At 45.3% G+C, this 24,076-nt stretch carries 21 protein-coding genes; 12 read left to right on the top strand and 9 right to left on the bottom strand.

Annotation, left to right across the window (positions count from 1 at the left end; genetic code table 11):
* Positions 1 to 49 precede the first annotated feature (49 nt).
* The 7 genes from ACQEXS_RS17130 to ACQEXS_RS17100 all read right to left on the bottom strand — a co-directional run bounded on the left by ACQEXS_RS17130 (position 50) and on the right by ACQEXS_RS17100 (position 10,130).
* Positions 50 to 1,093 (bottom strand): ethylbenzene dehydrogenase-related protein, encoded by a 1,044-nt coding sequence (locus ACQEXS_RS17130; protein ID WP_427014647.1) that lies wholly within the window; start codon positions 1,091 to 1,093, stop codon positions 50 to 52.
* Between the two features lie 143 nt (positions 1,094 to 1,236).
* Entirely contained in the window at positions 1,237 to 1,773 is a 537-nt protein-coding gene (gene copI / locus ACQEXS_RS17125) for a copper-resistant cuproprotein CopI (protein WP_427014646.1), read from the bottom strand.
* A gap of 77 nt (positions 1,774 to 1,850) precedes the next feature.
* On the bottom strand, positions 1,851 to 4,988 hold the full coding sequence (locus ACQEXS_RS17120; protein WP_427014645.1) for an efflux RND transporter permease subunit: 3,138 nt from the start codon (positions 4,986 to 4,988) through the stop codon (positions 1,851 to 1,853).
* The gene (locus tag ACQEXS_RS17115) at positions 4,985 to 6,694 is read right to left on the bottom strand and encodes an efflux RND transporter periplasmic adaptor subunit (protein WP_427014644.1); all 1,710 of its coding nucleotides are present in this window, start codon (positions 6,692 to 6,694) and stop codon (positions 4,985 to 4,987) included. The genes ACQEXS_RS17120 and ACQEXS_RS17115 overlap by 4 nt, the downstream gene beginning before the upstream one ends.
* Positions 6,695 to 6,712: 18 nt before the next feature.
* Positions 6,713 to 8,080, bottom strand: a complete 1,368-nt coding sequence (locus tag ACQEXS_RS17110) for a TolC family protein (RefSeq protein WP_427014671.1) — start codon at positions 8,078 to 8,080, stop codon at positions 6,713 to 6,715.
* A gap of 95 nt (positions 8,081 to 8,175) precedes the next feature.
* Positions 8,176 to 8,577, bottom strand: coding sequence for a hypothetical protein (locus tag ACQEXS_RS17105; RefSeq protein WP_427014643.1), 402 nt, complete (start codon positions 8,575 to 8,577; stop codon positions 8,176 to 8,178).
* A 446-nt stretch (positions 8,578 to 9,023) separates the two neighbouring features.
* Positions 9,024 to 10,130, bottom strand: a complete 1,107-nt coding sequence (locus ACQEXS_RS17100; protein WP_427014642.1) for a M20/M25/M40 family metallo-hydrolase — start codon at positions 10,128 to 10,130, stop codon at positions 9,024 to 9,026.
* Positions 10,131 to 10,608: 478 nt separating this feature from the next.
* Here ACQEXS_RS17100 and hppD point away from each other — a divergent pair, with 478 nt between their 5' ends.
* From hppD to maiA, 4 genes are read left to right on the top strand one after another with little or no spacing between them, the layout of a single operon-like run.
* On the top strand, positions 10,609 to 11,682 hold the full coding sequence (gene hppD, locus ACQEXS_RS17095) for a 4-hydroxyphenylpyruvate dioxygenase (protein WP_427014641.1): 1,074 nt from the start codon (positions 10,609 to 10,611) through the stop codon (positions 11,680 to 11,682).
* Positions 11,675 to 12,814 (top strand): homogentisate 1,2-dioxygenase, encoded by a 1,140-nt coding sequence (locus ACQEXS_RS17090; protein ID WP_427014640.1) that lies wholly within the window; start codon positions 11,675 to 11,677, stop codon positions 12,812 to 12,814. Before hppD ends, ACQEXS_RS17090 begins: the two co-directional genes overlap by 8 nt.
* 9 nt (positions 12,815 to 12,823) lie before the next feature.
* Positions 12,824 to 13,834: a fumarylacetoacetate hydrolase family protein gene (locus ACQEXS_RS17085; protein WP_427014639.1), complete on the top strand. Its 1,011-nt coding sequence runs from the start codon at positions 12,824 to 12,826 to the stop codon at positions 13,832 to 13,834.
* The gene (gene maiA, locus ACQEXS_RS17080; RefSeq protein ID WP_427014638.1) at positions 13,834 to 14,478 is read left to right on the top strand and encodes a maleylacetoacetate isomerase; all 645 of its coding nucleotides are present in this window, start codon (positions 13,834 to 13,836) and stop codon (positions 14,476 to 14,478) included. The genes ACQEXS_RS17085 and maiA overlap by 1 nt, the downstream gene beginning before the upstream one ends.
* A 24-nt stretch (positions 14,479 to 14,502) precedes the next feature.
* Here the strand turns inward: maiA and ACQEXS_RS17075 are convergent, their stop codons facing one another.
* Positions 14,503 to 15,219: a glycerophosphodiester phosphodiesterase family protein gene (locus ACQEXS_RS17075; protein WP_427014637.1), complete on the bottom strand. Its 717-nt coding sequence runs from the start codon at positions 15,217 to 15,219 to the stop codon at positions 14,503 to 14,505.
* A 241-nt stretch (positions 15,220 to 15,460) separates the two neighbouring features.
* On the opposite strand from ACQEXS_RS17075, the gene ACQEXS_RS17070 reads away from it, so the two are divergent.
* From ACQEXS_RS17070 to ACQEXS_RS17050, 5 genes are all read left to right on the top strand, one after another.
* Positions 15,461 to 16,330, top strand: coding sequence for a DMT family transporter (locus ACQEXS_RS17070; RefSeq protein ID WP_427014636.1), 870 nt, complete (start codon positions 15,461 to 15,463; stop codon positions 16,328 to 16,330).
* Positions 16,331 to 16,554: 224 nt separating this feature from the next.
* On the top strand, positions 16,555 to 17,508 hold the full coding sequence (locus ACQEXS_RS17065) for a lactate/malate family dehydrogenase (RefSeq protein WP_427014635.1): 954 nt from the start codon (positions 16,555 to 16,557) through the stop codon (positions 17,506 to 17,508).
* 33 nt (positions 17,509 to 17,541) lie between these two features.
* Positions 17,542 to 17,817 (top strand): hypothetical protein, encoded by a 276-nt coding sequence (locus ACQEXS_RS17060; protein ID WP_427014634.1) that lies wholly within the window; start codon positions 17,542 to 17,544, stop codon positions 17,815 to 17,817.
* 43 nt (positions 17,818 to 17,860) lie between these two features.
* Positions 17,861 to 18,238 (top strand): hypothetical protein, encoded by a 378-nt coding sequence (locus ACQEXS_RS17055; protein ID WP_427014633.1) that lies wholly within the window; start codon positions 17,861 to 17,863, stop codon positions 18,236 to 18,238.
* 373 nt (positions 18,239 to 18,611) lie between these two features.
* A complete protein-coding gene (locus ACQEXS_RS17050; protein ID WP_427014632.1) occupies positions 18,612 to 20,066 on the top strand; it encodes a DEAD/DEAH box helicase in 1,455 nt (484 codons plus the stop codon).
* A gap of 49 nt (positions 20,067 to 20,115) precedes the next feature.
* Here the strand turns inward: ACQEXS_RS17050 and ACQEXS_RS17045 are convergent, their stop codons facing one another.
* Positions 20,116 to 21,516, bottom strand: a complete 1,401-nt coding sequence (locus tag ACQEXS_RS17045) for an alpha-amylase family protein (protein WP_427014670.1) — start codon at positions 21,514 to 21,516, stop codon at positions 20,116 to 20,118.
* 262 nt (positions 21,517 to 21,778) lie between these two features.
* Between ACQEXS_RS17045 and ACQEXS_RS17040 the strand changes: the two genes are divergently transcribed.
* The 3 genes from ACQEXS_RS17040 (at position 21,779) to ACQEXS_RS17030 (ending at position 24,035) form a co-directional block, all read left to right on the top strand.
* Entirely contained in the window at positions 21,779 to 22,261 is a 483-nt protein-coding gene (locus tag ACQEXS_RS17040) for a glutathione peroxidase (protein WP_427014631.1), read from the top strand.
* Position 22,262: 1 nt separating this feature from the next.
* A complete protein-coding gene (locus ACQEXS_RS17035; RefSeq protein ID WP_427014630.1) occupies positions 22,263 to 22,706 on the top strand; it encodes a MarR family winged helix-turn-helix transcriptional regulator in 444 nt (147 codons plus the stop codon).
* Between the two features lie 105 nt (positions 22,707 to 22,811).
* Positions 22,812 to 24,035, top strand: coding sequence for a hypothetical protein (locus tag ACQEXS_RS17030; RefSeq protein ID WP_427014629.1), 1,224 nt, complete (start codon positions 22,812 to 22,814; stop codon positions 24,033 to 24,035).
* Positions 24,036 to 24,076 lie beyond the last annotated feature (41 nt).

The following is a 24,076-nucleotide window of genomic DNA, read 5'->3' as shown; positions in this document are numbered from 1 at the left end:
CCAAACGTTCGAAGAGGTAGGCCGACATTGGCCCACCTCAGCCCAAGCATCATTTGAAGTGAAGGTTAATCACACCAAGGTGATAGATGTGATTTATCTGGGTGTTGTCAAACACAGCCACGCCAAATGGATATGGCTTGGTGAGGTCATTAAACTGAACATCTTGTGTTTCTGCGTTTTCACCCGTGGTCACCAGTTTTCGTCTCATTTCTAGTGTCCAGATCCCATTGTTCCACTGTGCATAAACATCAATATCACCGCGTGAACCCGTAAATGGTGCACCTGTTAATCCCGGAATACGATTGGATTGGTTGTACTCTTGAGTGAAAGGTTTTTTCTCAGATTCAAGGATCAGTAGGGTGGTGTCAGTTAGGTTGTCTGCCACAAAAGCAGGTTGACCATCTTTGATGTTATTGACATAGCCGCCACCAGTTTTACTGTCGCCTTTTCGACCCCAACCTTTGTTTTGCTTAGGATCGGTATTGCTATCGACATATTGGTCATCAAGTTGATTGTGAGGGGCAGTTCGTACGCCTTTCCAATGCCACATATCGATATATTGACCGTCTACCTTGGTAAATTTTCGCGCTGGGTTTTTATCTTTACGGCCTTCGATCATGCCATCTTTGGCTCGGTGGCAAGCTGCGTTACAGCCTTTTTGGTCAAAGCCGTCGGCATTGATGTTCCAGTACAGGGCAAATTTGTCTTCGTAATAGGTATTTTCATGGCCTGTGCTGTCTTTATTGATCAATTGTTTCCAACTGCCATCGGCTTGTTTCATCCAAGGAAAACGTTCAATGCTAAGGGTTGGGTCTGCGTACTGAACCAGAAAGTAGATATATGTGTCATCATAAAATGAACGCATCACGACATTGGTTTTCTTGATCCCTTCATAACCATTGTTGGGTTTGTAAGGGAGTTTGTTTACTTTAACTTTCAGGGATTTAGCCTTGTTCCATACCTCATCAACTTGCCCATCCAAATTAAGGTTGGTGTTAAGTTTGGTTGTTTCTAATGTCATGGTTTTTGCAGCAAGAGCGGTTGTGCAGACGAAAATAGCCGCAATCCCTAATGCTATGGTTGTGGTTTTCATGGGGAGCCTCCAGCTTTCGTTTAGTCCTTATTATCAGTAAGCGTAGGAAGCAGAGTGGTGTTGTTCAATTGATCAAAATCAAATTTAATCGCATTGTGTTCGAAATCTCTGAGCTAAGCCAAACTTAGCTCAGAGAAGCGTAATTATAGGCGAATAGACTTCACCATACCGGCCTCAGCGTGGCCAGGAATATTGCACGCAAACTCGACGTTATTGTCGCCGTGGAAATGCCAAAGTAGTTGCTTAGCTTTACCCGGTTTTACCGTAACCGTGCTGCCACTATCGTGTGCATGTGCACTCATGGTTTTCATCATCTCGCGATGCTTTAACTGTTCAGCTGTAGAACCGATGGAAAATTCATGGTCAATTTTGCCAGTGTTCATCACCACAAATTGAACGACGTCATTTGGCTCGATCTTTACTTCTTTTTTGAAAGTGATCTTCATGTCATCGCTAAGAAGAACATGTACAACTTTATCTGGCTTAGCTCCTTTTGCCGGCATTCCGACATCAGACATGCCTTCCATATTCATCATGCCTGAGTGGTCCATCTTACTGTGGTCCATTTTCATTGAACCGTGGTCCATATTGCCATGATCCATATTTGAATGGTCCATTTTGTCAGCAAATGCAGTGGTTGTAGTAAGCGCTAGTGTCAGAGTAATCAGTGTTTTTTTCATGGTTTGTTCCTTTTTAATAAGGTTCCCTAGGGCAACAAAATGTTTCTTTTGTTGGGACAGCCCTAGGGAGAGTTGAATTAGTGTTTGTTTAAGCTTTTTTTCACTTCTCTGGATTTCCATAATTTGAAAATGGCAGGAAGTACTAACAAGGTAAGAAGTAGGGCAGAAGCCATACCGCCGATCATGGGTGCTGCGATACGTTGCATCACTTCAGAACCCGTTCCTTCACCGTACATAATTGGGATCAAGCCGATAATGACGGTCAGTACGGTCATCATTACGGGACGGACACGTAAGCCGGCACCTTCACGAATGGCATCGGTGAGATCCTCATGATTGAGTAATTGCTGGTTTTCGCTCGCATGCAGTTTTCGGTAATGCCAAGCTTGGTTTAGGTACACCAGCATGATCACGCCGATTTCTACGGCAACCCCCGCAAGGGCGATGAAGCCCACGCCAACGGCAATGGAGAAGTTGTAACCGAGGTAATGCATTAGCCACAGGCCGCCAACCATTGCCAGCGGTAACGTCGCCATGATGATCAGCACTTCACCAATGCGGCGGAAGCTGAAGTAGAGCAGTAACATGATGATGGCCAGCGTGATAGGGACCACAACACTTAAGCGCTCTTTCGCACGTTCCATGTATTCATATTGCCCAGACCAAGCAAGCGAATATCCCGCTGGCAACACAAGTTGGTCAGCGACGACCTGCTGCGCTTCAACGACGTAGGAGCCAAGGTCTCTGCCATCGATGTCGACAAACACCCAGCCGTTAGGACGTGCGTTTTCGGTCTTGATCATTGGTGGGCCATCTTCATAACGGATATCGGCAACGTCAGCGAGTGCTATACGAGCCCCGTTTGGTGTGACAAGTGGCAAGTTCTGCAACTTCACAACCGAATCACGGTAGTCTTGTGGGTAACGAACGTTAATTGGGTAACGCTCAAGCCCTTCAATGGTTTCTCCGACGTTCATACCGCCAACGGCCGTTGAAATCACTTGCTGAACATCTTTGATGCTCAACCCATAACGAGCAGCCGCGCGGCGCTTGATGTCTATTGTTACATAGCGACCACCTGCGACACGTTCTGCATAAACAGACGCTGTGCCGTTGATACCATTTAGAATCGGCTCTAAATCTGCCCCGATTTTCTCAATGACTTTTAAGTCTGGGCCTGCGATTTTGATACCAATCGGTGTCTTGATCCCGGTCGCTAGCATGTCGATACGCGTTTTAATTGGCATCACCCAAGCATTGGTTAATCCGGGGAACTGTACTAAGTCGTCGAACTCCTTACGTAATGATTCGGTGGTGACGCCGTCACGCCATTGGTCGCGCGGTTTAAGTTGGATGACAGTTTCAATCATAGTCAGCGGCGCTGGATCGGTTGCGGTTTCAGCACGGCCAATTTTGCCCCATACAGTTTGTATTTCCGGTACGGTTTTGATCAGCTTGTTGGTCTGTTGCAGCAATTCGCGTGCTTTACCAATTGAGATCCCCGGATAGGTCGTTGGCATGTACATTAAATCGCCTTCATCCAATGGTGGGATGAACTCACTGCCCAGTTTTGTTGTCGGGTAGTAAGCTGATGCCATTAAACCTAGAGCGATTACGATCATCGTTTTTGGGTAGTTGAGGCTAAGATTGAGCAGCGGACGATAAAGTGCAACCAAGCCTTTATTCACCGGGTTTTTATGCTCAGGTAGCACGTTACCGCGAATAAAGTAGCCCATCAGCACAGGGACTAAGGTGATGGCTAAACCAGCCGCGGCCGCCATCGCATAGGTTTTTGTGAAGGCAAGAGGAGAGAACATTTTGCCTTCTTGTCCTTCCAATGCGAACACAGGAACAAAACTTAACGTAATGATAAGGAGCGAGAAGAACAGTGGCGCGCCCACTTCTTCCGCGGCTTCGCCTATCACTTGCCAACGATTTTTATCGGTCAGTGGCGTTCGTTCAATATGCTTGTGAACGTTTTCAATCATCACGATTGCGCCGTCCACCATAGCGCCAATGGCTATCGCAATACCACCAAGAGACATGATGTTGGCGTTGATCCCTTGCCAGTGCATGACGATAAAGGCAGATAAGATCCCAACAGGCAAGCTCAAGGCGATAACAAGCGAAGAACGAATATGGAACAAGAACAGCGCACACACTATTGCGACCACGATGAATTCTTCAGCGAGCTTTTTCCATAAGTTTTCGACGGCAGCATTGATCAACGTTGAGCGATCGTAGGTCGCAACAATCTCAACGCCTTCCGGTAGGCCGCGTTGAAGTTCATTGAGCTTTGCTTTCACGTTATCGATGACTTCACTGGCGTTTTCACCAAAGCGCATCACGATGACACCACCGACGGCTTCACCTTCACCGTTAAACTCAGAAATACCACGGCGCATTTGTGGGCCGATGTTAATGTCAGCAATGTCGCCGAGTAATAACGGTGTTCCTTTCTTGGTGACTTTTAACGGTAGGGACTTGATGTCTTCAATATCGGTTAAATAACCCGTTGTACGGACCATGTGTTCCGCTTCGGCCACTTCGATAACCGAGGCTCCCGTTTCTTGGTTACCGTTTTGAATCGCCATATTGACTTGTTGCAGTGTCAAATCGTAAGCACGTAGCTTCGCTGGATCGATCTGGACTTGATACTGTTTCACCATACCACCAACGGTAGCGACTTCAGAAACCCCTTCAACGGTTTGCAACTCGTATTTTAAGAACCAATCTTGCAGCGTGCGCAGCTGCGCTAAGTCATGTTTGCCCGTTTTATCTTGCAGTACATAACTGTAAATCCAGCCCACACCGGTTGCATCCGGTCCCAAGGTTGGTTTTGCGCTTGGTGGCAGCTTAGGGGCAACTTGGCTTAAGTATTCAAGCACACGAGAACGTGCCCAGTACATGTCGGTATCATCGTTAAAGATGATGTAAACGTAAGAGTCACCAAAGAAGGAATAACCTCGAACTGTTTCCGCACCCGGTACCGCCAACATGGCGGTTGTGAGCGGATAAGTCACTTGGTCTTCAACCACTTGAGGAGCTTGACCCGGGTAGCTTGTCTTGATGATCACCTGAACATCTGACAAGTCGGGAAGGGCATCAACTGGCGTATTTTTTACGCTGTACAACCCCGCTAAGGTGAGAAATAACGTGGCAATCAATACCATGAATCGGTTGTTGATTGACCAACGGATAATTGCGCCAATCATTGTTCACCCTCCAATGCTTTCAAAGCCTTTAGGGCATACTCCGAACCATTTTTGCTGATCAGAAACCGAACTTTTTGGCCTTCTTGAAAGCCGCTTAGGTCGACCTCCTCACCAACAGAGAAATTCATTTCTCCAGCGTCCCAGTTCCACTCGGCAACAGGCAAGTGTGAAAGGGTGATCATGCCAAAATCAGCCATTAGCATGGAGATATCTCCTGTCACCCAAATCTCTGGTGTGATGATGCTGTCATCGGCTTTGAAGTCGACAACTTCATACTGACCATCTGGTGTTTTTTGCATCTCAAATTCAATCGCTTGGCCTTTGGTCAACGATGAAATATCCAGTGCTTTTGAGGTATTGAAGTTCATCGTCATACCGGGCCAATCCCATTCCGGTACGGGTTGGTGATTGATGGTCAGCATGCCGTGGTCGGCCATGATGTCGGTGATTTCGCCTTTTGCCCAAACAGTTTCTGCTGGTGGCTCAATGCCGTTGATTCTTGATAAATCTGCAGACTGGCTCGATTCAGAATCCAGCATGAAGTGGGCGGAAGTCACAACGCGGTCTTGTTCAGTTAGGCCTTGCAGCACTTCGATTTTGTCACCCGCTTCACGTCCAACTTCAATGCGGGCTGAGCGATACTTACCGTTACCTTCAGCTAAAACAACACGTGTCATACCACCGGATCGAATGACCGACGCTTTTGGAATGGTCAAAACGGATTGCTCACTGACAGGCTGCAGCGCAATGTTAGCAAACATGTTTGGCTTCAAGGCACCATCTGGATTGGTAAATTTAAGCCTTACACGCAGGGTTCGAGTACTCGGGTCTAGAATGGGGTAAACATAATCTACCGCGCCAACCCATTGCTTACCGGGTAGGGCGTCTAATGTCATAGTGGCTTTGCTACCGGCGTTAATCCAATGCGCTTGGCGTTCAAATACTTCTGCATCGACCCAAACTTCTTCCAAAGGCCCGGCACTGATCACCGCTTGCGCAGGTGACAAGTAACCCCCTTCGCGAATGTTAAGGCTAGCAATAACACCATCAGCCAACGCTTTTACTTCAATGGTTTGTGAGGCCTTTCCACGCTTAACAATTTGTTTGATCTGGGCGCGGTCTACACCGAGTGAAACCAAGCGCTCTGTTGCGCCTTTCACTAAGCCACTGCGACCCGTTCGGTAAGCATTGAGTAACTCTTCTTGTGCTTTCACAAGCTCAGGTGAGTAGAGTGTGAAAAGCACATCACCACGTCGCACCTGTTCCCCAACTGCATTGATGTAGAGTTTTTCTACCCAACCCGCAACACGAACGTTGGTTTGCCAAAGTAGACTTTCATCAAAGGCAATATAGCCAACGGTTTCAATGCGAGGAGAAAGCTGTGCTGACGTCACTGACGCGGTTTTTACACCGAGATTGTTTTCCACCGCTGGGTCAATTTTAACCGTGCCCGGCTTATCATTTTCGCCAGCCAAATCTTCTGCATAAACAGGGATAAGATCCATGCCCATTGGTGATTTGCCGGGCTTGTCACGTTTGTAGTTCGGGTCCATTGGGGCAACCCAATAAAGTGGCTCGTTCGATGCGCAGCTGCTATCCGCATTGGCCATTGTGGTCATGTCGTGGCCGTTGATAAATGTGTTTGCACCGAAGCCAATGGCTCCACCAATCAGCAAAGCGATGGTGGCGACTTGCATTGTTTTCATAATTTTTCCTCGCAGAGATTAGTCGTTTGCTGATGATGTTTGCGTGATAACAGGCGTTTGAGCTGAAAACTCAAAACCGTTCAGTAGTGAAGCTAAATTACTCTGAACAATATTGAGGTCCGTCACGAGACGTAGCTCTTCAAGTTGGAGGCTGAGCTCATCACGTGCTGCCAAAATCACATCGTTAAATTGAGAGGTATTGTTTTGATACCCTCGTTCAACAGCCTTGGTTCGTGCTTTTGCTTGTGTGAGCAAGGTTCCTTGATAACGAGCTAATCGCTGTTCAAGATTGTGTTTGTCAACGAGTAAAGCGTTCACCTGAGCATTCATCTGCGCTAGTAGCTGATCTTTTTGAGATTTTGCTGCTCCGACTTGATATTGCGCAGCCGCATGATTTTTATCCTGACGATTCCCAGTGAAAAGGGGAATATCCATGGTGAGGTAGGCACTGACCAAGTCAGATGCGGGTTCTCCACGCATGTTATTGGCTTGGCGATAGGCGTACATGACTTCAACACCGAATTGCGGGTTGTAAGCCTGTTCGGCGATTTCAACCTGAGTTTGATTGGTTTTTATTGTCACATCGGCCATTTTGATCAGCGGATGTTGGCTAAGCTGTGCGTAATGCTTGGTTTGATTGCCTTCACTTAATCGTTGATTAAGCAACGCCCAGTTGAGTTGGTTAGAAGCTTGAATGTGTTGGTTGGTTGCAAGCCAGTCAGAGCCAAGCCACTCAGAGAGCTGAGAGATGATGCGGTTTTGTACTTGTAAGTTGGCTTGTAACTTCTCATCAAGCTTGCTGACTTGAAGTTGAGCGTTAAGCAGATCTTGAGCTTCACTCTTACCAATTGAATAGTTAGTTTGAATGTAGCGTGCAAGCTCCGACATCAGCTGTTTATTCTGAGTCAGGATTTTTCTTGCTTGTTGTTGATAGCCAAGTTCAAGCCATAGCTTGGTCATGTTATTAGCTACATCAAGCTCTCTTGCAGAGACCTTCAGCGCAATACCATCAGCTTGTTGATTGGTTTTTTTCGCTTGTAAATCGAGAGTGTTGCCTCTTTCAAATTGCTGCATCAATCCAACTGAAATATTGGTCATCGGATCGTCATCAAATTTGAAACTATCAACGGGTAAGCCACCAAAACCGACTTTTAGCTTTGGATCCATGAGTGTTGAACTCGCAACACCCGTTTCCCTCATTGCCTGAGATTGTGCGTAAAACTGCTTTCTACTTGCATCGTGAGCCAGTGCTTGCTCGATGAGAAGCGTTAAAGAATCGACATTAGTTGCTGACTGCGTAGTCTGGGCCGCTTGTACCGCAGAAAATACGGGTGAGCTGACCAATGCCATAGCACTTATAGAAAGTGCCAGTAAGCTTGGGGTCATTTTCACAAATAAATCCACTTTATATGCGCTGAAAAACAGCGTGCTAAAACTCTTCGCAACCTAATCAGGGCGAAATGATGAATAAAGTAAGGAATTTATAGTATAGGAGGACGGTAAAGAGATCGGCCGCGACTCACTGCAACCAGCAAAGGCTCATGGGGGATGAGTGCCAATCGGGCAGGGAGTAAGGCTGAATTCGCGGTAACAGGAACAAAACCGAGAACGCTGACACAGGTTGCACCGCAGCAATTGTGTTGCATGTCTACATCACCAGCACACGCCATAAAACTGCTTGGGTGTTTCATCGTGTGGCTTGTGTCGTGATGTTGCATTGTGTCTGAGCTTGGCTCGCCGCAATGACTAGACATCATTTGAGTCTGGTTATTGCTGAGCATATGAAAGGTCATTAGTGGGGCGCTGGATACAACAGACGACACCAGCATTGTCATAATGCTGAGTGCTGTAATCCAAAAAATGCGAAGTCGTGAGTAACGCATTGCAAGCCCTAACTAAATGAAGTTTCGACATAATAAAGTTTGCCCTAGGGGTAAGGTCAAGAGGGTAAATTGTATTGTAAGCGGCAAATTTAGCAGCTCAACATCAACAGTACACATAAATTTAACAGGGAAATATCAGCCTGATTGTGATGAGGTTGAAGCAGAACTAAGGGAATTAATGTTGGAGTAGGAGAAGTCGAAAGAAAAAATCATTAAAGATACGTCGGAAGTGAAAATAACACCGCAGAAGCGATATAAAAATGGTTATCCGGCATATACGTAGAGAAGGGACGTATAACGTATCTTTAATGATAAACGTTAAATACTATAAAGGGTTCCCCTAGGGGAAGGTCAATAGCGTAAATGTATGAAAATAAATAAATTACTAATAAAAAGGCCGCTCCTGAGAGCAGCCTCACGCAATCAACAGATTTAATCACAACTAATTAGTTAGTTAAGTAATGCTTAACAAATTCAGTGATTTTTACCATATCTGAGACAGCAATATGCTCTTCCGTAGTATGAACTTTTGCCATTCCCGTAGAAAGGTTTACTGTGGTTAACCCTTTTTCGTTGAAGTTATTCGCGTCACTACCACCACCCGTACGTTTAGTGAATGGTTCTAGGCCAACCGCTTCAAAAGACGATTTGATGGCTAGAATGTGAGGGTGATCATCTGCGATAACGAACGCATTGTATGCTCGGCTTGATTCAATCTCGACTTCTGCACCGTGTTTTTCTGCAGTTGCTTGGAAAGTTTCAATCATATGAGCGACTTGCTGATCAAGTTTATCAGCATTCAGTGAGCGTGCTTCAGCCACAATTTCAAGTGCTGGCATGACAATATTCGTTGCCTGACCACCGCGTACAACACCAATGTTTGCTGTGGTTTCTTCATCAATGCGAAGTAGCTTCATTTGCGTGATGGCATCAGCCGCCACTTGGATTGCACTGATCCCTTCTTCTGGCGCTAGGCCTGCGTGAGCAGGGCGGCCTTTAATGTGAGCAACAATTTTTTGTTGGCCTGGTGCTGAGTTCACAATGGTACCGATTGGACCGCCTGTATCAAGAACGATCGCTTTATCCGATTGAATGTAATCCATATCGAAGTGAAGCGAGCCAAATAAACCGCCTTCTTCGTGAACCGTAAATGCAATCTCGATGGTTTTGTGTTCTTTGTTTTCCGCTTGGATACAACGAACAGCTTCCATTACAGCTGCAATACCTGATTTATCATCACCACCTAAGATAGTGTCGCCTTTTGAGCGAATGATGCCATCTTCAATAACAGGTTCGATGCCGATTCCCGGAGTTACTGTATCCATATGGCAGCTAAATACGATGCTGTCATCAAGCTTACCTTCAAGGCGAGCATAGACGTTAAAGCCGTTAGAAACGTCTTCAGGTACTGGAAGTTTGTGTACAGTAAAGCCCATTTCACCTAGCTGTTCAGCCAGTGTCTCGGCGATTTGTTTTTCGTTGCGTGATTCGCTGTCGATTTTTACTAGCTGGATAAAGTGTTCAACTAAGCGTTCTTGATTCACTTGAGTCATGGTTATACCTCATGAGGGAACAGAGGCCGATACCATACCGCCGTTTGATGCGCTTTAACACTGAGTTAAATCAATAAATATGTCTCTATTTGTGTTTGATTGTTGGTGATAATTATTGGATTTGATGTTTTGTTTGGAATTAATCACTGCTTCTGATGTGAGCTGTTCATTTGTTTATGAATTGGTTAGAGATGCATTGAATAGATGAGATATTAATGAAATGTACATTGTAAGCGTAGGAATACTCTAAAATACACTTTTTTCTTATTGGTATTATCGATGTCATTGAATCTAATCTTTTGTATTTAAATGACTTATCTTGACTTTGGCTAAAAGCAAGAATGTTAATGTAATGTAAATATTACACTTAATTCTGCTTTCTTTAGTTTAGCGAATTGAGGGCCGAAGGTTTCTTTTTTTAAGTGGGTCATTCAGTTTTAAAAGATGACTAAAAGCAAAGAAACGGAAGGAGTTGCCAATGTCTGAACTGTATAACCCCCTTGGTACCGACGGGTTTGAGTTTGTTGAATACACCGCGGCGGATACAAAAGGAATTGAGGCATTAAAAACGCTCTTTAATTCACTGGGGTTTGCTGAAGTGGCAAAGCACCGATCAAAAGAAGCATGGCTGTATCGCCAAGGTGACATTAATTTCATCGTCAATGCACAACCCCATAGTCAGGCTGAAGAATTTGCGAAAGAGCATGGGCCATCTGTGTGTGGTATGGCTTTTCGGGTGCAGAATTCGACAACTGCGTTGGAGCAGGCACTGAACAACGGTGGCAAAGCATATGTAACGGAAATTGGCCCTATGGAGCTCAGTATTCCGGCAATCTACGGCATTGGTGGCAGCTTACTGTATTTCGTCGATCGTTACGGAAAACAAAGCATTTACGATGTGGATTTCGTTTTTTACGACGATGTGGATTCCCGCCTTCGCAAAATGGACGTCGGTTTGTATGAGATTGACCACCTAACGCACAACGTCAAGCAAGGCAACATGGAAGTATGGGCGAACTTCTATGAACGCATTGGTAATTTCCGTGAGATCCGCTACTTCGATATCGAAGGTAAATTGACGGGACTGGTGAGTAAAGCGATGACCGCACCATGTGGAAAGATCCGGATCCCTATCAATGAGTCGTCAGATGACAAATCGCAAATTGAAGAGTTTATTCGAGAGTACAACGGCGAAGGCATCCAGCATATCGCGCTAACCACCGATGACATCTACACCACAGTGCGCACCCTTCGTGACCGTGGAATGGACTTTATGCCAACGCCAGATACCTACTATGAAAAGGTTAATGAGCGTGTTGAAGGGCACAGTGAAGACATCGAAGCGCTGCGTGATTTGCGTATCTTAATCGATGGTGCACCAATGAAAGATGGCATTTTGCTGCAAATATTCACCCAGACCGTAATTGGTCCGGTGTTCTTTGAAATCATTCAGCGCAAGGGCAATGAAGGATTTGGTGAAGGTAACTTTAAAGCGCTGTTTGAATCGATAGAAGAAGATCAAATTCGCCGAGGAGTACTCAACGATGCATAAATGGATTTCTTTTCCACATCGGGAGGGGGTGTGCTCCAAGCAAGCCCATGCCGATTTTCCTGATGAAGCAATTTATGAGCGAGAAGCGGGAAGAAGTGGTTTTTTCGGCCCGGCAGCGCACTTTCATCATCAACATGCCCCAACAGGTTGGAGTGAGTGGGAAGGCGAGCTTAGACCACGTGCATTTAACTTCAATTTGGTGGAAAGTGCAGCGAAATACTCTCCTTGGACCGTTCCGCATTTATTGCACAACAATGACTGTAAAATTCGCATCTGGCGGTTAGATGAGAAGATGGAATTTTTGGTCCGCAATGCCGATGGTGATGATTTGCTATTCATTCATCAAGGGAGCGCCGACCTGTATTCTGACTATGGGCACCTTGAAGTGAGTGAAGGGGATTATGTGATGATCCCACGTTCAACCAACTGGCGACTTGAGCCAAGTGCTCCCATGTTTATCTTGATGATTGAAAATACTGACGCGACGTATTCCCTGCCGGAAAAAGGCTTGGTGGGAAATCATGCGGTATTTGACCCAGCAGTGCTTGAAGTTCCTTCAATCAACGATTCATTTCGCGCTCAATATTCAGAACAACAAACCCAAGTTCAGGTTAAGCGCCATGACCAAGTCAGCGTGATCACATACCCATTTAACCCGCTTGATGCCATCGGATGGCATGGCGATCTTTCCGTGGTCAAATTGAACTGGCGAGACATACGTCCGCTCATGTCTCATCGCTATCATTTACCCCCATCTGCGCACACTACCTTTGTCGGGAATGGGTTTGTAATTTGTACGTTTGTACCGCGCCCAATCGAGAGCGATCCCGGTGCGTTGAAAGTGCCGTTCTACCACAACAATGATGACTATGATGAAGTGCTGTTTTACCACGCTGGTGACTTTTTTAGCCGCGACAATATTGAAGCGGGTATGGTGACTTTTCATCCTGCTGGATTTGCCCATGGCCCGCATCCAAAGGCTTTCAAAGCAGGGCAAGCGCATGAGAAAAAATTCACCGATGAAGTCGCTGTGATGATTGATACGCGTCATGCACTTAACTTTGGTGAAGAAGCACAAAAAGTGGAAAACAAAGCGTATGTCTACAGTTGGAAAGAGAGCGCTGCTAAATAGGGAAAGAATATGAAATTAGCGACCCTGAAGAATGAAAACCGTGATGGTTTGCTTGTTGTCGTCAATAAAGGTCTAAGCAAGTGTGTTGCCGTACCGGAGATCGCCGAGACCATGCAGCAAGCTTTGGATAATTGGGAAAATGTTGTTCCTCAGCTCAATGAAGTCTCTACTGCGCTGAACAATGGTGAATTGGTGAATGAAATCACCTTTGATGAAACCTTATGTGAATCGCCTCTGCCACGTGCCTTTCAGTGGGCAGATGGTTCTGCCTACGTAAACCATGTTGAATTGGTACGCAAAGCAAGAAATGCCGAAATGCCCACCAGCTTCTGGACCGACCCGCTGATGTACCAAGGTGGCTCTGATGCGTTTATTGGCCCGAGAGATGACATTCCACTTGGCAGCGAAGAATGGGGAATCGATTTCGAGGGAGAAGTGGCCGTGATCACTGACGATGTTCCCATGGGCGCATCGAATCAACAAGCGGCAGAATGCATTCGTCTGCTGATGCTGGTGAATGATGTGTCACTGCGTGGTTTGATCCCGGGAGAGTTATCCAAAGGATTTGGCTTCTTCCAATCAAAGCCATCATCGGTTTTTTCACCAGTGGCTGTTACGCCGGATGAATTGGGAGAGGCATGGGATGGTGGCAAAGTGAATCTACCTTTGCTGTCTTACTACAATGACGAACCGTTTGGCTGCCCAAATGCGGGGGTAGACATGACGTTTGAATTCCCTCAACTGGTCGCTCATGCTGCGAAAACGCGCCCATTGTCGGCAGGGGCGATCATTGGCTCTGGCACCGTATCCAACAAACAAGGCACAGAATATGGCACCGCAATTAAAGAAGGTGGTGTTGGGTATTCGTGCATTGCGGAAGTGCGGATGATCGAAACCATACGCGATGGTAAACCGTCGACGTCATTTATGAAATTTGGCGACCGCATCAGAATGGAAATGCGCGATGCAGATGGCAATAGCATCTTCGGTAGCATCGACCAACGCGTGGTGAAGTATTAATGGCGATTCAACTCTATGGTTATTGGCGTTCATCCGCAGCCTATCGGGTGCGGATTGCGCTGAACCTTAAGCAGCTCGACTATGAACATCATTCGGTTCACTTGATCAAAGAGGGAGGCGAGCAACACACTGCTCGCTACCAAGCGCTTAATCCAAGTGAACTGGTGCCCGTACTTGTGGATGGTGACGTGGTTTTAAATCAATCGCTTGCCATTATCGATTATCTCGATGACGTTTATCCTCAATATTTAGTGACGCCGTCACATAAAGAAGGCCGATATCTTGTAAAAGCCTTGGCGCAAGACATTGCTGTCGACATCCATCCCCTCAACAATTTACGTGTATTGCAATTCTTAACTGATGATTTTGAGATAACGGAAGCGCAGAAGATGGTTTGGTATCACCACTGGATCGCACTGGGCTTTCACGCCCTCGAAAAGAAATTAGCTTCAACCAATGGAATGTACAGCGTCGGAAACCAAATCACATTGGTGGATGTTTGCCTTGTACCTCAAGTGTATAACGCGCTTCGATTTAACGTGGATATGTCGTCATTTCCGATTATCTCACGCATCTACGAAGCACTGAGCAGCCATCCTGCGTTTATCAAAGCTGCGCCGGAGAACCAGCCCGATGCCAACTGAGGCACTTAAGGGCAATAAAGCGAACTATTGTTCCTTAAGAAAACGTTCGGGATAGTCAGAAAAAATGCCATCTAACATTGAGAAATGCTTCAACTTACGTGGGTTGTTTACCGTAAAGCACCATACTTGATACCCATGGTTTTGCAGCATGCGGACTTGCTTTTGAGTAACCCAGCGGAACTTTAAGTTACAGCCAAATGCGTTTACTTCTTCTAACAGTTGCCAGTCTTTCTTTCGCAGCCTGTCACTGAGCACCGCTAATCGATACCCCGGACAATGTTGATGGAGTTGGCGAATAATATTGTGGTTAAAACTCGACAATACAATGGCATCAGGTTCCAATGGGCCTTTGTCTAACATGGTTTTTAACTGTTGTGTGACAGCCACAGTGTCTTGCTGATCAATCTTCACTTCGATATTAAGGTTTACGCCGTGAACAGAGGCCAAATGGAGGAGGGTTTCTAAGGTCATGACTGGTTCACCTTGAAACTCCGATGAAAACCAAGCCCCAAAGTCTAGCGTTTGCAACTCAGCCAACGTATGAGCATCCACCCGGCCATGGCCGTTGCTGCAACGATTTACCGTGTGATCATGGCAAACCACTAACACATTGTCCTTTGTAGGTTGAACATCCACTTCAATCCATTTCAGGCCAAGCTGAATCGCGGCCTCAATACTCACTCGTGTATTTTCTGGAAAGCGGCCAGAGACACCTCGATGGCCGACAATGATTGGCGACATAATTCTCTTCTTTCTATACCGTGAACAAGCGCAGAATAACGCCAAGATTGAGTTTTGTCGTCATCCAATTGATGAAATGCTTGTTACAGTATGATTGGTTAAAAATTAATCACTGTGTTTTCTCGGACAATGAGAAAATCACCATTACTGCGGTCGAACTCTCTGAATGAATTTGTCATAGTCAAACACACACAACAAAAAATGCGTTGTAAAACACAATAAATACTAAGAGTAATTGATATTGAACGCTGAACGTAAAGCTGCCTCTATTTTAGTCGTCACTACGCTGTTTGCAGCGTTTGGCTGGGTATTTTCCAAAGAAGCCATTCAAGGGTTACCGCCGTTTGGTTTTATTGGTCTGCGATTTTTGATCGCATCCCTTTGTATACTGCCTCTATGCTACAAAGCATTGTTTAAAACCCGTTGGCAAGACATCCGCTCAGCTGCCTTAGTTGGATGCTTACTCACCATGGCGTTAATGAGTTGGATATACGCGATTTCAATCAGCGATACGCTGGGGGAAGGGGCGTTCATAGTGAGTCTCTCCATGCTAATGGTACCGTTGATCGCATGGATGTTGTTCGGGCAAAAGCCAAAACGGATTTTCTGGTTTTCTATGCCTGTCGCGATATCGGGTTTGGCATTTTTATCGCTTGCGGGAGGGTGGCAACAATCAGCGAGTCACATCTGGTTTTTAGTCAACGCCACCATGCTTGCGCTGCACTTTAATGTGAACAGCAAATACTCGCAAAAGTTACCGGTACTCTTGCTCACTTGCATCCAACTTTTTGTCACCGGCTGCTTTTCACTGATTACTTCACTGTTATTTGAAGAGTTTCCCGAAGCCGTTGAACCATCGATTTGGGGCTGGTTTGCAGCCAGTGCTTTACTAGCTACCGCGTTGAGGTACGTAATGCAAACCCTTGGACAAAAACATACCAATCCGGCGAATGCCGCTTTAATCATGATCCTTGAACCGATTTGGACCGTGGTACTGAGTGTAACGTGGTACAACGAAACATTGTCAGGCAATAAACTGATTGGCTGTGGATTGATCCTGTTTGCATTGTTGCTGTATCGAACGGATGGACGTTTCTTCAAACGGCGATAAATAGTGACAGACCCAAATAACAAAGCCCACTTTTTAGTGGGCTTTGTTTGTTATCTAAGCATTTAGATTTCTTAATAGCATTTTTATGATGCAAAAGTGTTAATAACTAGATATATATAAGGTAAAAGGTTAGTTATTTAAATTTATAGCAATAAAAACTAACGAAAGTTAGCCTTTTATAAGTAAAATTGAATTTAGTTGATTAAATTATCAGGGATTGAAATATGAAGATTGGCGTAATTGGCGCTGGTTCCGTGGGTGTGGGGATCTGTAACTACCTCCTAACCATGGGCAGTGTAAGTGAATTGGTTCTCCTCGACCAGAATTTAGAACGAGCAGAAGGGGAGGTGTTTGATTTTCGCCATACGGCGGCGTTAACCTTCTCTAAAAATACACACTTGGTTCCAACCGATGACTACTTATCGCTGATCGGGGCAGATATCGTTGTGATCACCGCTGGCGCGCAGATCAAGCAAGGTCAAACTCGTGTCGATCTTGCAGAAATCAACAGCAAAATTGGTGTCGAAATTGCGAGAAAAGTCGAGCGTGTTGCGCCCAATGCCACTCTCATCGTCGTAACGAATCCATGTGATATTGTGACGCACTTTATCGTTAAAAATACCAACTTTAAGCCTTCTCATGTAATCAGCAGCGGCTGTGTGATTGATACGGCGCGCCTGATGACCATTGTGGCGAACCGCGTTAACCTCGACCCTAAAAATATCTTTGGCTACGTATTAGGTGAGCACGGCAGTAACTGCTTTACGCCGAAAAGTCTTATTTCTATCGCAGGGCAACCAGCCGACTATTATTGCGATACCCACCATATCGAGCGGATCTGTGCCGATGAGTTACTTGAGTCGGTGAAACAGGCAGGCTACGAGATTTTTAAACGTAAGCTCAATACAACCCATGGCATTGCTGCGAGTGTGTTCCGTATTATTCAGGCGATAGCCATTGATGAACGTTCTGTCCTTCCCGTTGCAACCATGATGGAAGGCGCATATGACTTGCATGATGTTGTATTAAGTTTACCAACAGTTGTTGGTAAAAATGGCGCGCAAGAGCTACTTAAACACCCATTCACAGAAGAAGAATTAGCCACACTCAACGAAGTAGCAGCGAACTTAAAAGAGCTCGTCGGTCAGGTATCCCAATCCACCGGTTTAAGCGCTTAATACTTAACAAAATGAGCAGGGAAGCCTGCTCATTTGTGCCACGAAACGTGTTGTGAGCCAAAGTACGAATATAGATTTTCAGTTAATTTTGACATACAAAAAGCAATGATTATCAAAAGGCAAGACCTGACCCCGTTATTTGATCCAGAAGCAAGTGCTGATATCGGTGCTGCTGTTAATACAGCCGTTGGTTTTTCACTTTCTGCTCCTAAAACAGCTAATGTTATGAAACAAGAAGGTACTTGGTCAGACCTAGTTGATACCTTAGGGCTGGGCATTACTGCGCAAGAGGTAATATATTCTGATTAAAATATTTTTTCTATTTCTATCGGTCTTTTTAGTTTTAGGCTGTGTGCCTGAGTCAAAAATTGTTAAGAAGGAAGGTATACTTGTCCCCGTTGAATTGAAATTTGGTTACTCTAGAGGTAATTCAGGGGTGGAATCTAGATTTATTATTAAAGGAGAACGCCCAGTTCATCTGATAGTAAATGATTATTTAGATGGATATAATCAATTTAAGTACGGAGGTGAATACTATAATCAAAAGATATTAATTATATATTCTGTGTCTGAAACTAGTCCTAATGGTCCGTACTATATTGTTGAAATGTTTTTTGAAGGAAATGTAATTTATTCTTCGGATGCTGAAGGAATTAACTGGGTAGGTTATTTGTTTGTTTTTGGAATACTTTTAAGCTTACTTTTCTCTTGGGTTAAAAAGAAAAATTAAAATAGAAAGAAGTAAATAGGGTCAAGTCTAATGAAATGGTTCGCCTCATCGGCACCTACTAAGGTAAAGATGAGCAAAGTAGCAGGGTCAGGTCTGCCGTTTGCTTATCGAATCTTCCCCATATTGAGCAAGTCAATCTCGTGATTATTGCGGCAGGTTTTTTAGAGGATTTATGTCTCAAAGCTGTTTACCTGTCGCCCCACATTGCTAAAAATCGCACTCTAAAAACTGTATTTCCGAACAAACGGTTGTGTTCTCAGTCATCTTTTAAAAAGTAAGTTGCTAAAAGGCGGCGAAACACTCAGAATGTCGCACTTTTCTCGTCTCTGCATTTAGGCGAATACATTACTTCATCAACAATTGAGAATCATATATGGGTTTTACCTCGTTAGGTCTTTCGGCGCCAATCCTTAAAGCTATTCAGGAAAAAGGATACGACACGCCTTCTCCCATCCAGCAGCAAGCTATTCCGGTGATACTGGAAGGTAAAGATGCAATGGCGGCCGCGCAGACCGGAACCGGTAAAACAGCAGGATTCACACTACCAATTTTGGAACGGCTGGCGAATGGTCCTCGTGTTCGTAGTAATCAGGTTCGAGCGCTGATCTTAACGCCAACACGCGAATTGGCTGCTCAAGTTCAAGAAAACGTCTTTATTTATAGCCGTCATTTGTCTCTAAAGAGCGCCGTAGTATTTGGTGGTGTAAAGATTAACCCTCAAATGCAACGCTTGCGTGCAGGGGTGGATGTGTTGGTTGCCACGCCGGGGCGATTGCTGGATTTATACAATCAAAATGCGGTTAAGTTTGATCAACTGGAAGTGTTGGTGCTTGATGAAGCAGACCGAATGTTGGATATGGGATTCATCCGTGATATCCGTAAGATCTTAGCATTGCTGCCTGAAAAACGTCAGAACCTATTGTTCTCCGCAACTTTTTCGCCAGAAATTCGCGAGCTAGCCAAAGGGTTGGTCAATGATCCAGTTGAAATCTCAGTTAACCCAGCAAACTCAACTGCCCGCACGGTAGAACAGTTTATCTACCCTGCTGATGTGAAGAAAAAAGCGCCAATGCTGGTGAAGTTGATTAAAGATGGCAACTGGCAGCAAGTGTTGGTGTTTACCAAGACTAAGCACGGTGCAAACCGCTTAGCTTCATTCTTGAATGAAAAAGGGCTTGCGGCGGCGGCTATTCATGGAAACAAAAGCCAAGGTGCACGAACTCGTGCATTGGCAGAATTTAAATCTGGTGATATTCGTGTTTTGGTTGCGACGGATATTGCTGCGCGTGGTATCGATATCCCGCAATTGCCGCAAGTGGTGAACTTTGAGTTACCGAAAGTCGCTGAAGATTACGTTCACCGTATCGGCCGTACTGGTCGTGCTGGTGAAGTAGGTAAAGCGATTTCACTTGTCTGCGCACTGGAAGCACCAGAGCTATTCTCAATTGAGCGTTTGATCAAGCAAGTATTGCCACGCAATGAGTTGGATGGTTTTGTGCCAACCAATCCAGTGCCAGAATCGAAACTGGATACACGTCCGATTAAACCTAAGAAGCCGAAAAAACCAAAGAAACCGAAGACGGCAGCGGATGGTAGCCAAGCCAAACAAGAGCCAAAGCAGCCTACGCGAAAACCTAAGCGTCGTTTCCAGTTTAGTGATGAAGCATTAAAAGATGCGGACAAGAGTAAGAAACGCAGAAAGCCGACTTCTACTGGCCAACAACGTGGTTCCAACGAAAATAAAGCAGGCTCAAAACCTCATAAAGCAAAAAGAACTGGCGCAAAGCCACAGCAGAATAAACGTAAGCCGCAACCTCAAACGGCTTAAGTGAAAAACAAAAGGCGCGAATTTCGCGCCTTTTTCGTTGTTAAAGCCGTTACAGTTTATACATCCTTGCAGTGCGAGCGGGTAGGGTGAAAACGTGGTAGCGTGAGTTTACTGTTTCAGTTGCGTTGCTGAGTACGTCTTTGTATTCAACATACCAGTTAAACTCGTGCTGGTATGTATCAACCGTGATGCTACGTGACTCGCCACATTTGTTGATACCAACAACGCCTTCTTTTCCTCGCTTAAACAATAGGGTGCATTTATCGCTGTGCAACATGGTCATGGTTTTACCTTGCATTGCATTGTGGAAGCTGAGCATGCCTTTCATCTTGCTGTCATTCCACACATTCGCCCAGCGGCCATTGTCTCGGTCTTCCGCATCTGACAGCTCATCACTGTAGACAAGTGGTGTGCCACCGTCTTTACCCAGAACGAAGGCGTACGCCAGTTGCTCATCCTGAGGGTCCATAATTTGGTAACGGAATCCGTCATTGGTTGGGATGTCATGAGTAATGGTAAAGGTGATGGCGCGAGCATCTGGCAATGCTTGACCATAAGCCTGTGGATCATGCAGTTGGTTTAAGCCGCCGTTGAGTGAGAAAGCAGAACGAATCGCCGCAAAAAGTGGGAAGTCATAGGCAGCATGATTGGTTGCATTCAGGTAAGGCGCAAGAAACGCTTCGTAGCCACTGTCACCTTTACCACCACTGGTGATCACTTCTCCAAACACATGCATTCCTGAGGTGATGTCCGATGTGAAAATCTGGTCTATCTGGTATTGGCTCATGTGTTTTACCGCATCAATTCTAAAGCCTTTGATGCCCATATTTTTCAACGCATTGAGATACAAGCGTTGCTGAGAAACAACCCATTGGTTTGGATCGAGATCAGGGAGGCCAGCGTCACCACTTCCACCGCATAAACGCCAGTACTGTACGTTGCCTGGATCGCTCCAATTAGTAATGCATCCAGCAGGATGAAAATCGTTCGCTGAGAACAAATTATTGTTGAGATCACCAAATAATGTCTGGTTCTGATAGTAGCTTGCGCGGCTGCTATAGTCGTTTAGGACTTCAGTGCCGGGGTAGTTGAGATCGCTGCGCTTCCAGCTCTCATTTGCCATGTGGTTTAGTACTACGTCAGCATAAACATCGACGCCAACGTTTTGCAGTGCAGCGATCATGGCTTGCAAATCTTGTTTGTTGCCCAGCGGTGAGTCGATCACACGTAAATCCTGAGGCTGATAACGTGCCCACCACTCATTGCCACTCGACTTCATTGCCGGAGAGATAAGCACTTTCTTGTAGCCAGCTTGAGCGATGGCGCTGGCATTAGAGGTAACGTCGGAGTACTTCCAATTAAATGCATGCAGGATAGCATCCGCATTTGCGGTTGCCGAAAATGCACAGGTGACAGCAGTTGCAATTAACAGTTTATTTAGTCGTTTCATCATACACGTCTCTTGTTATTAATTTGTTTGCATAATAATTAACCAATCATCGGCGCAAACTGGCTTTTGTTTTCACCTGAATAATCATCACGATTTGTAGGGGTGAATTTTATAAATTTGTCGATCTTGAGCGTTTTGTGCACATGCTGAGCGTGTTAAAGGTTGTTTTCTATACACTGAATTTATTTCAAAAATTGAACTATCATTGTGGAGTTATATCGTGCGCGATATATTTTGTGCGTACAGAATAAGGAGTCAGATAATGGGTCAGTTTCATCAGCTATCAATTAACATGCTACAAGGTAAGTCGCTGAACTTTGAAGATTTAGAAGGCAAGGTGGTGCTTATTGTTAACACGGCTAGTCAATGCGGGTTAACTCCTCAATATGAAGGGTTGCAAACGCTACATGAGCGGTATGCTAATCAAGGGCTGGTTATTATCGGTTGCCCTTGCAACCAGTTTGGCCAGCAAGAGCCGGGTGACGCCAGTGAGATCCAAGGCGGCTGCCTGATTAACTATGGCGTTGATTTCACCATGAGTGAAAAATTGGAGGTCAATGGTGAAGATAGCCATCCGGTTTTTGTCTATTTGAAGCAGCAATTACCGGGAGTTTTAGGAAGTCGGATAAAGTGGAACTTTACTAAATTCTTAATCGGCAAAGATGGGTTACCGATTAAGCGATTTGCACCAACCACGAAGCCTGAAGCGTTGGAAAAACACATTCAGCAAGCATTGGCAGTGTGATATGAAAAAGCACGTTCCTGAGGAGCATCAGAAGCTGGAAAACCAATTGTGTTTTCCGTTGTATGCCGCGTCGCGCTTGGTTACACGGCTGTACCAACCACTGCTTGAACAACATCGGCTGACTTATCCTCAATACATTATTTTGCTCATTCTCTGGCAGCAAGATGGGATCACTGTGGGGGAGATTGGTAAACAAGCGCTGCTCAATAGCAACACGCTTACACCGATTTTAAAACGTATGGAGCAAGCCGAGCTCGTGATGCGCCAGCGAGATGAGGATGACGAACGTAAAATGCTCATTTTTCTTACAGACTCTGGGCGTGCGTTACAAAAGACATTGTCGTGTTTGCCCACTCAATTAATCGCTCAGGTGGACTACGATGCCGAAAAGGCTCGTCAGCTTAAACGGTTGCTGCACGAGCTCATTCAACACTTGGCTGAGTAAACTTAAGCATAACTTAATGTAAGAATTATCTGAACGCATCAGTCTAAGCGAACTTTTCTTCACTTCATGAGTCAGAACTTCTGACATCCACTAACCGTTTTGTTCATGAAGCTTCTGCTAAAAACCTTACCGCCTCTGCTTTCTTTACTTCCAACATTGGCGGTAGGCTCACCCACATTGAGCTACCAAGTCAAGGTCGATGAAAGTGACCCACAACAACTGATTATGTCTGTTGATACAAGCTCGTTGGGTGAGTTTTCTGTTACGCCATCTCGCACATTAAAAAGCCATATTCAACCACAGCTTGTATGTGTGAGTGGTGAACATGGACGTGGCGCTTTGCCGTATGAAAAACCAGTGACGTGCCAACGAGTCGAGTGGAAAAGCTATCTTTTTGCGGTTACCGATGCAGGTTTTGATGCATCTAAAAATCGCTCCGCATTCGATGAAAAGCAAGGTTGGTACTTTCTCAGCGAATGGAATAGCTTACCAAGATTTAAACGCGGTGAGGATACTGAAGTAGATAGTCAGGTTTGTGTACCGGGAGGGCAGTGTGAATCCTTGCCTAGCGCGGAACAACCACCATTATTCATGTTATGGGGGCTTGATAAAACACAAATCAAGCTGGGCGATAAGCAGGTTGATATTTACAGTGATACGCCATTAGTCACGGAGAACATGAAACGATGGAAGCCGACGCTTGAGCGCCAGCTTCGCTATATTAACCAAGTGTTCCCTAATCGGGAGCAGAAGCAATGGAGAATGGGGTTTTTAAAGCGTGAGCGATATGCTGGAAGTATCGGTGGCGCGACAGGGAATACGCTGATCTTGGTTAATGCGATGATCGACGATGGAAAAGTCACGAATGATTCATTGCAGATGATGTTGAAAATTGCAGCCCATGAATCTGTCCATATGCTGCAAACTCAGAAGACGCCACTTTGGGCCAATGAAAGCCTAGCGGAGTATTACGCGATTAAGTCTCTGAATGGCTCGCCGTTTGAGATGAAAAGCCCGCTTGGTCAATGGCATGATTTTGCAACCAAATACCCATTTGTAAAAACAGGCCTATTAGCGGCTCACCACAAAGTGACGGAAAACAAGCAATATCAGTATTACCCATTGTTTTATCGCAAAGGCGCCGCATTTTGGTTTGAGCTCGACACGGCATTACATCAATCAGGTAAAAGCCTCGACACCTTGTTAGCATCAATGAGGTTTGATGCCGATGGGGGATTTGATAAAGCGACAATCAGCCTAATTGAGCAACAAATAGGCACCAAAACATGGAGTGATATCGAAGGGCGATATCTGCGGTATTATCTTTAACAACTGTGTTTAAACGAAAAAAGGTTAAGTATTTTGCTTAA

The sequence above is a fragment of the Vibrio sp. TRT 17S01 genome (assembly GCF_050113695.1).
Classification (GTDB): Bacteria; Pseudomonadota; Gammaproteobacteria; order Enterobacterales; family Vibrionaceae; genus Vibrio.
The sequence above is the reverse complement of the archived record's forward strand: the minus strand, read 5'-3'. Positions and strand labels throughout refer to the sequence as shown.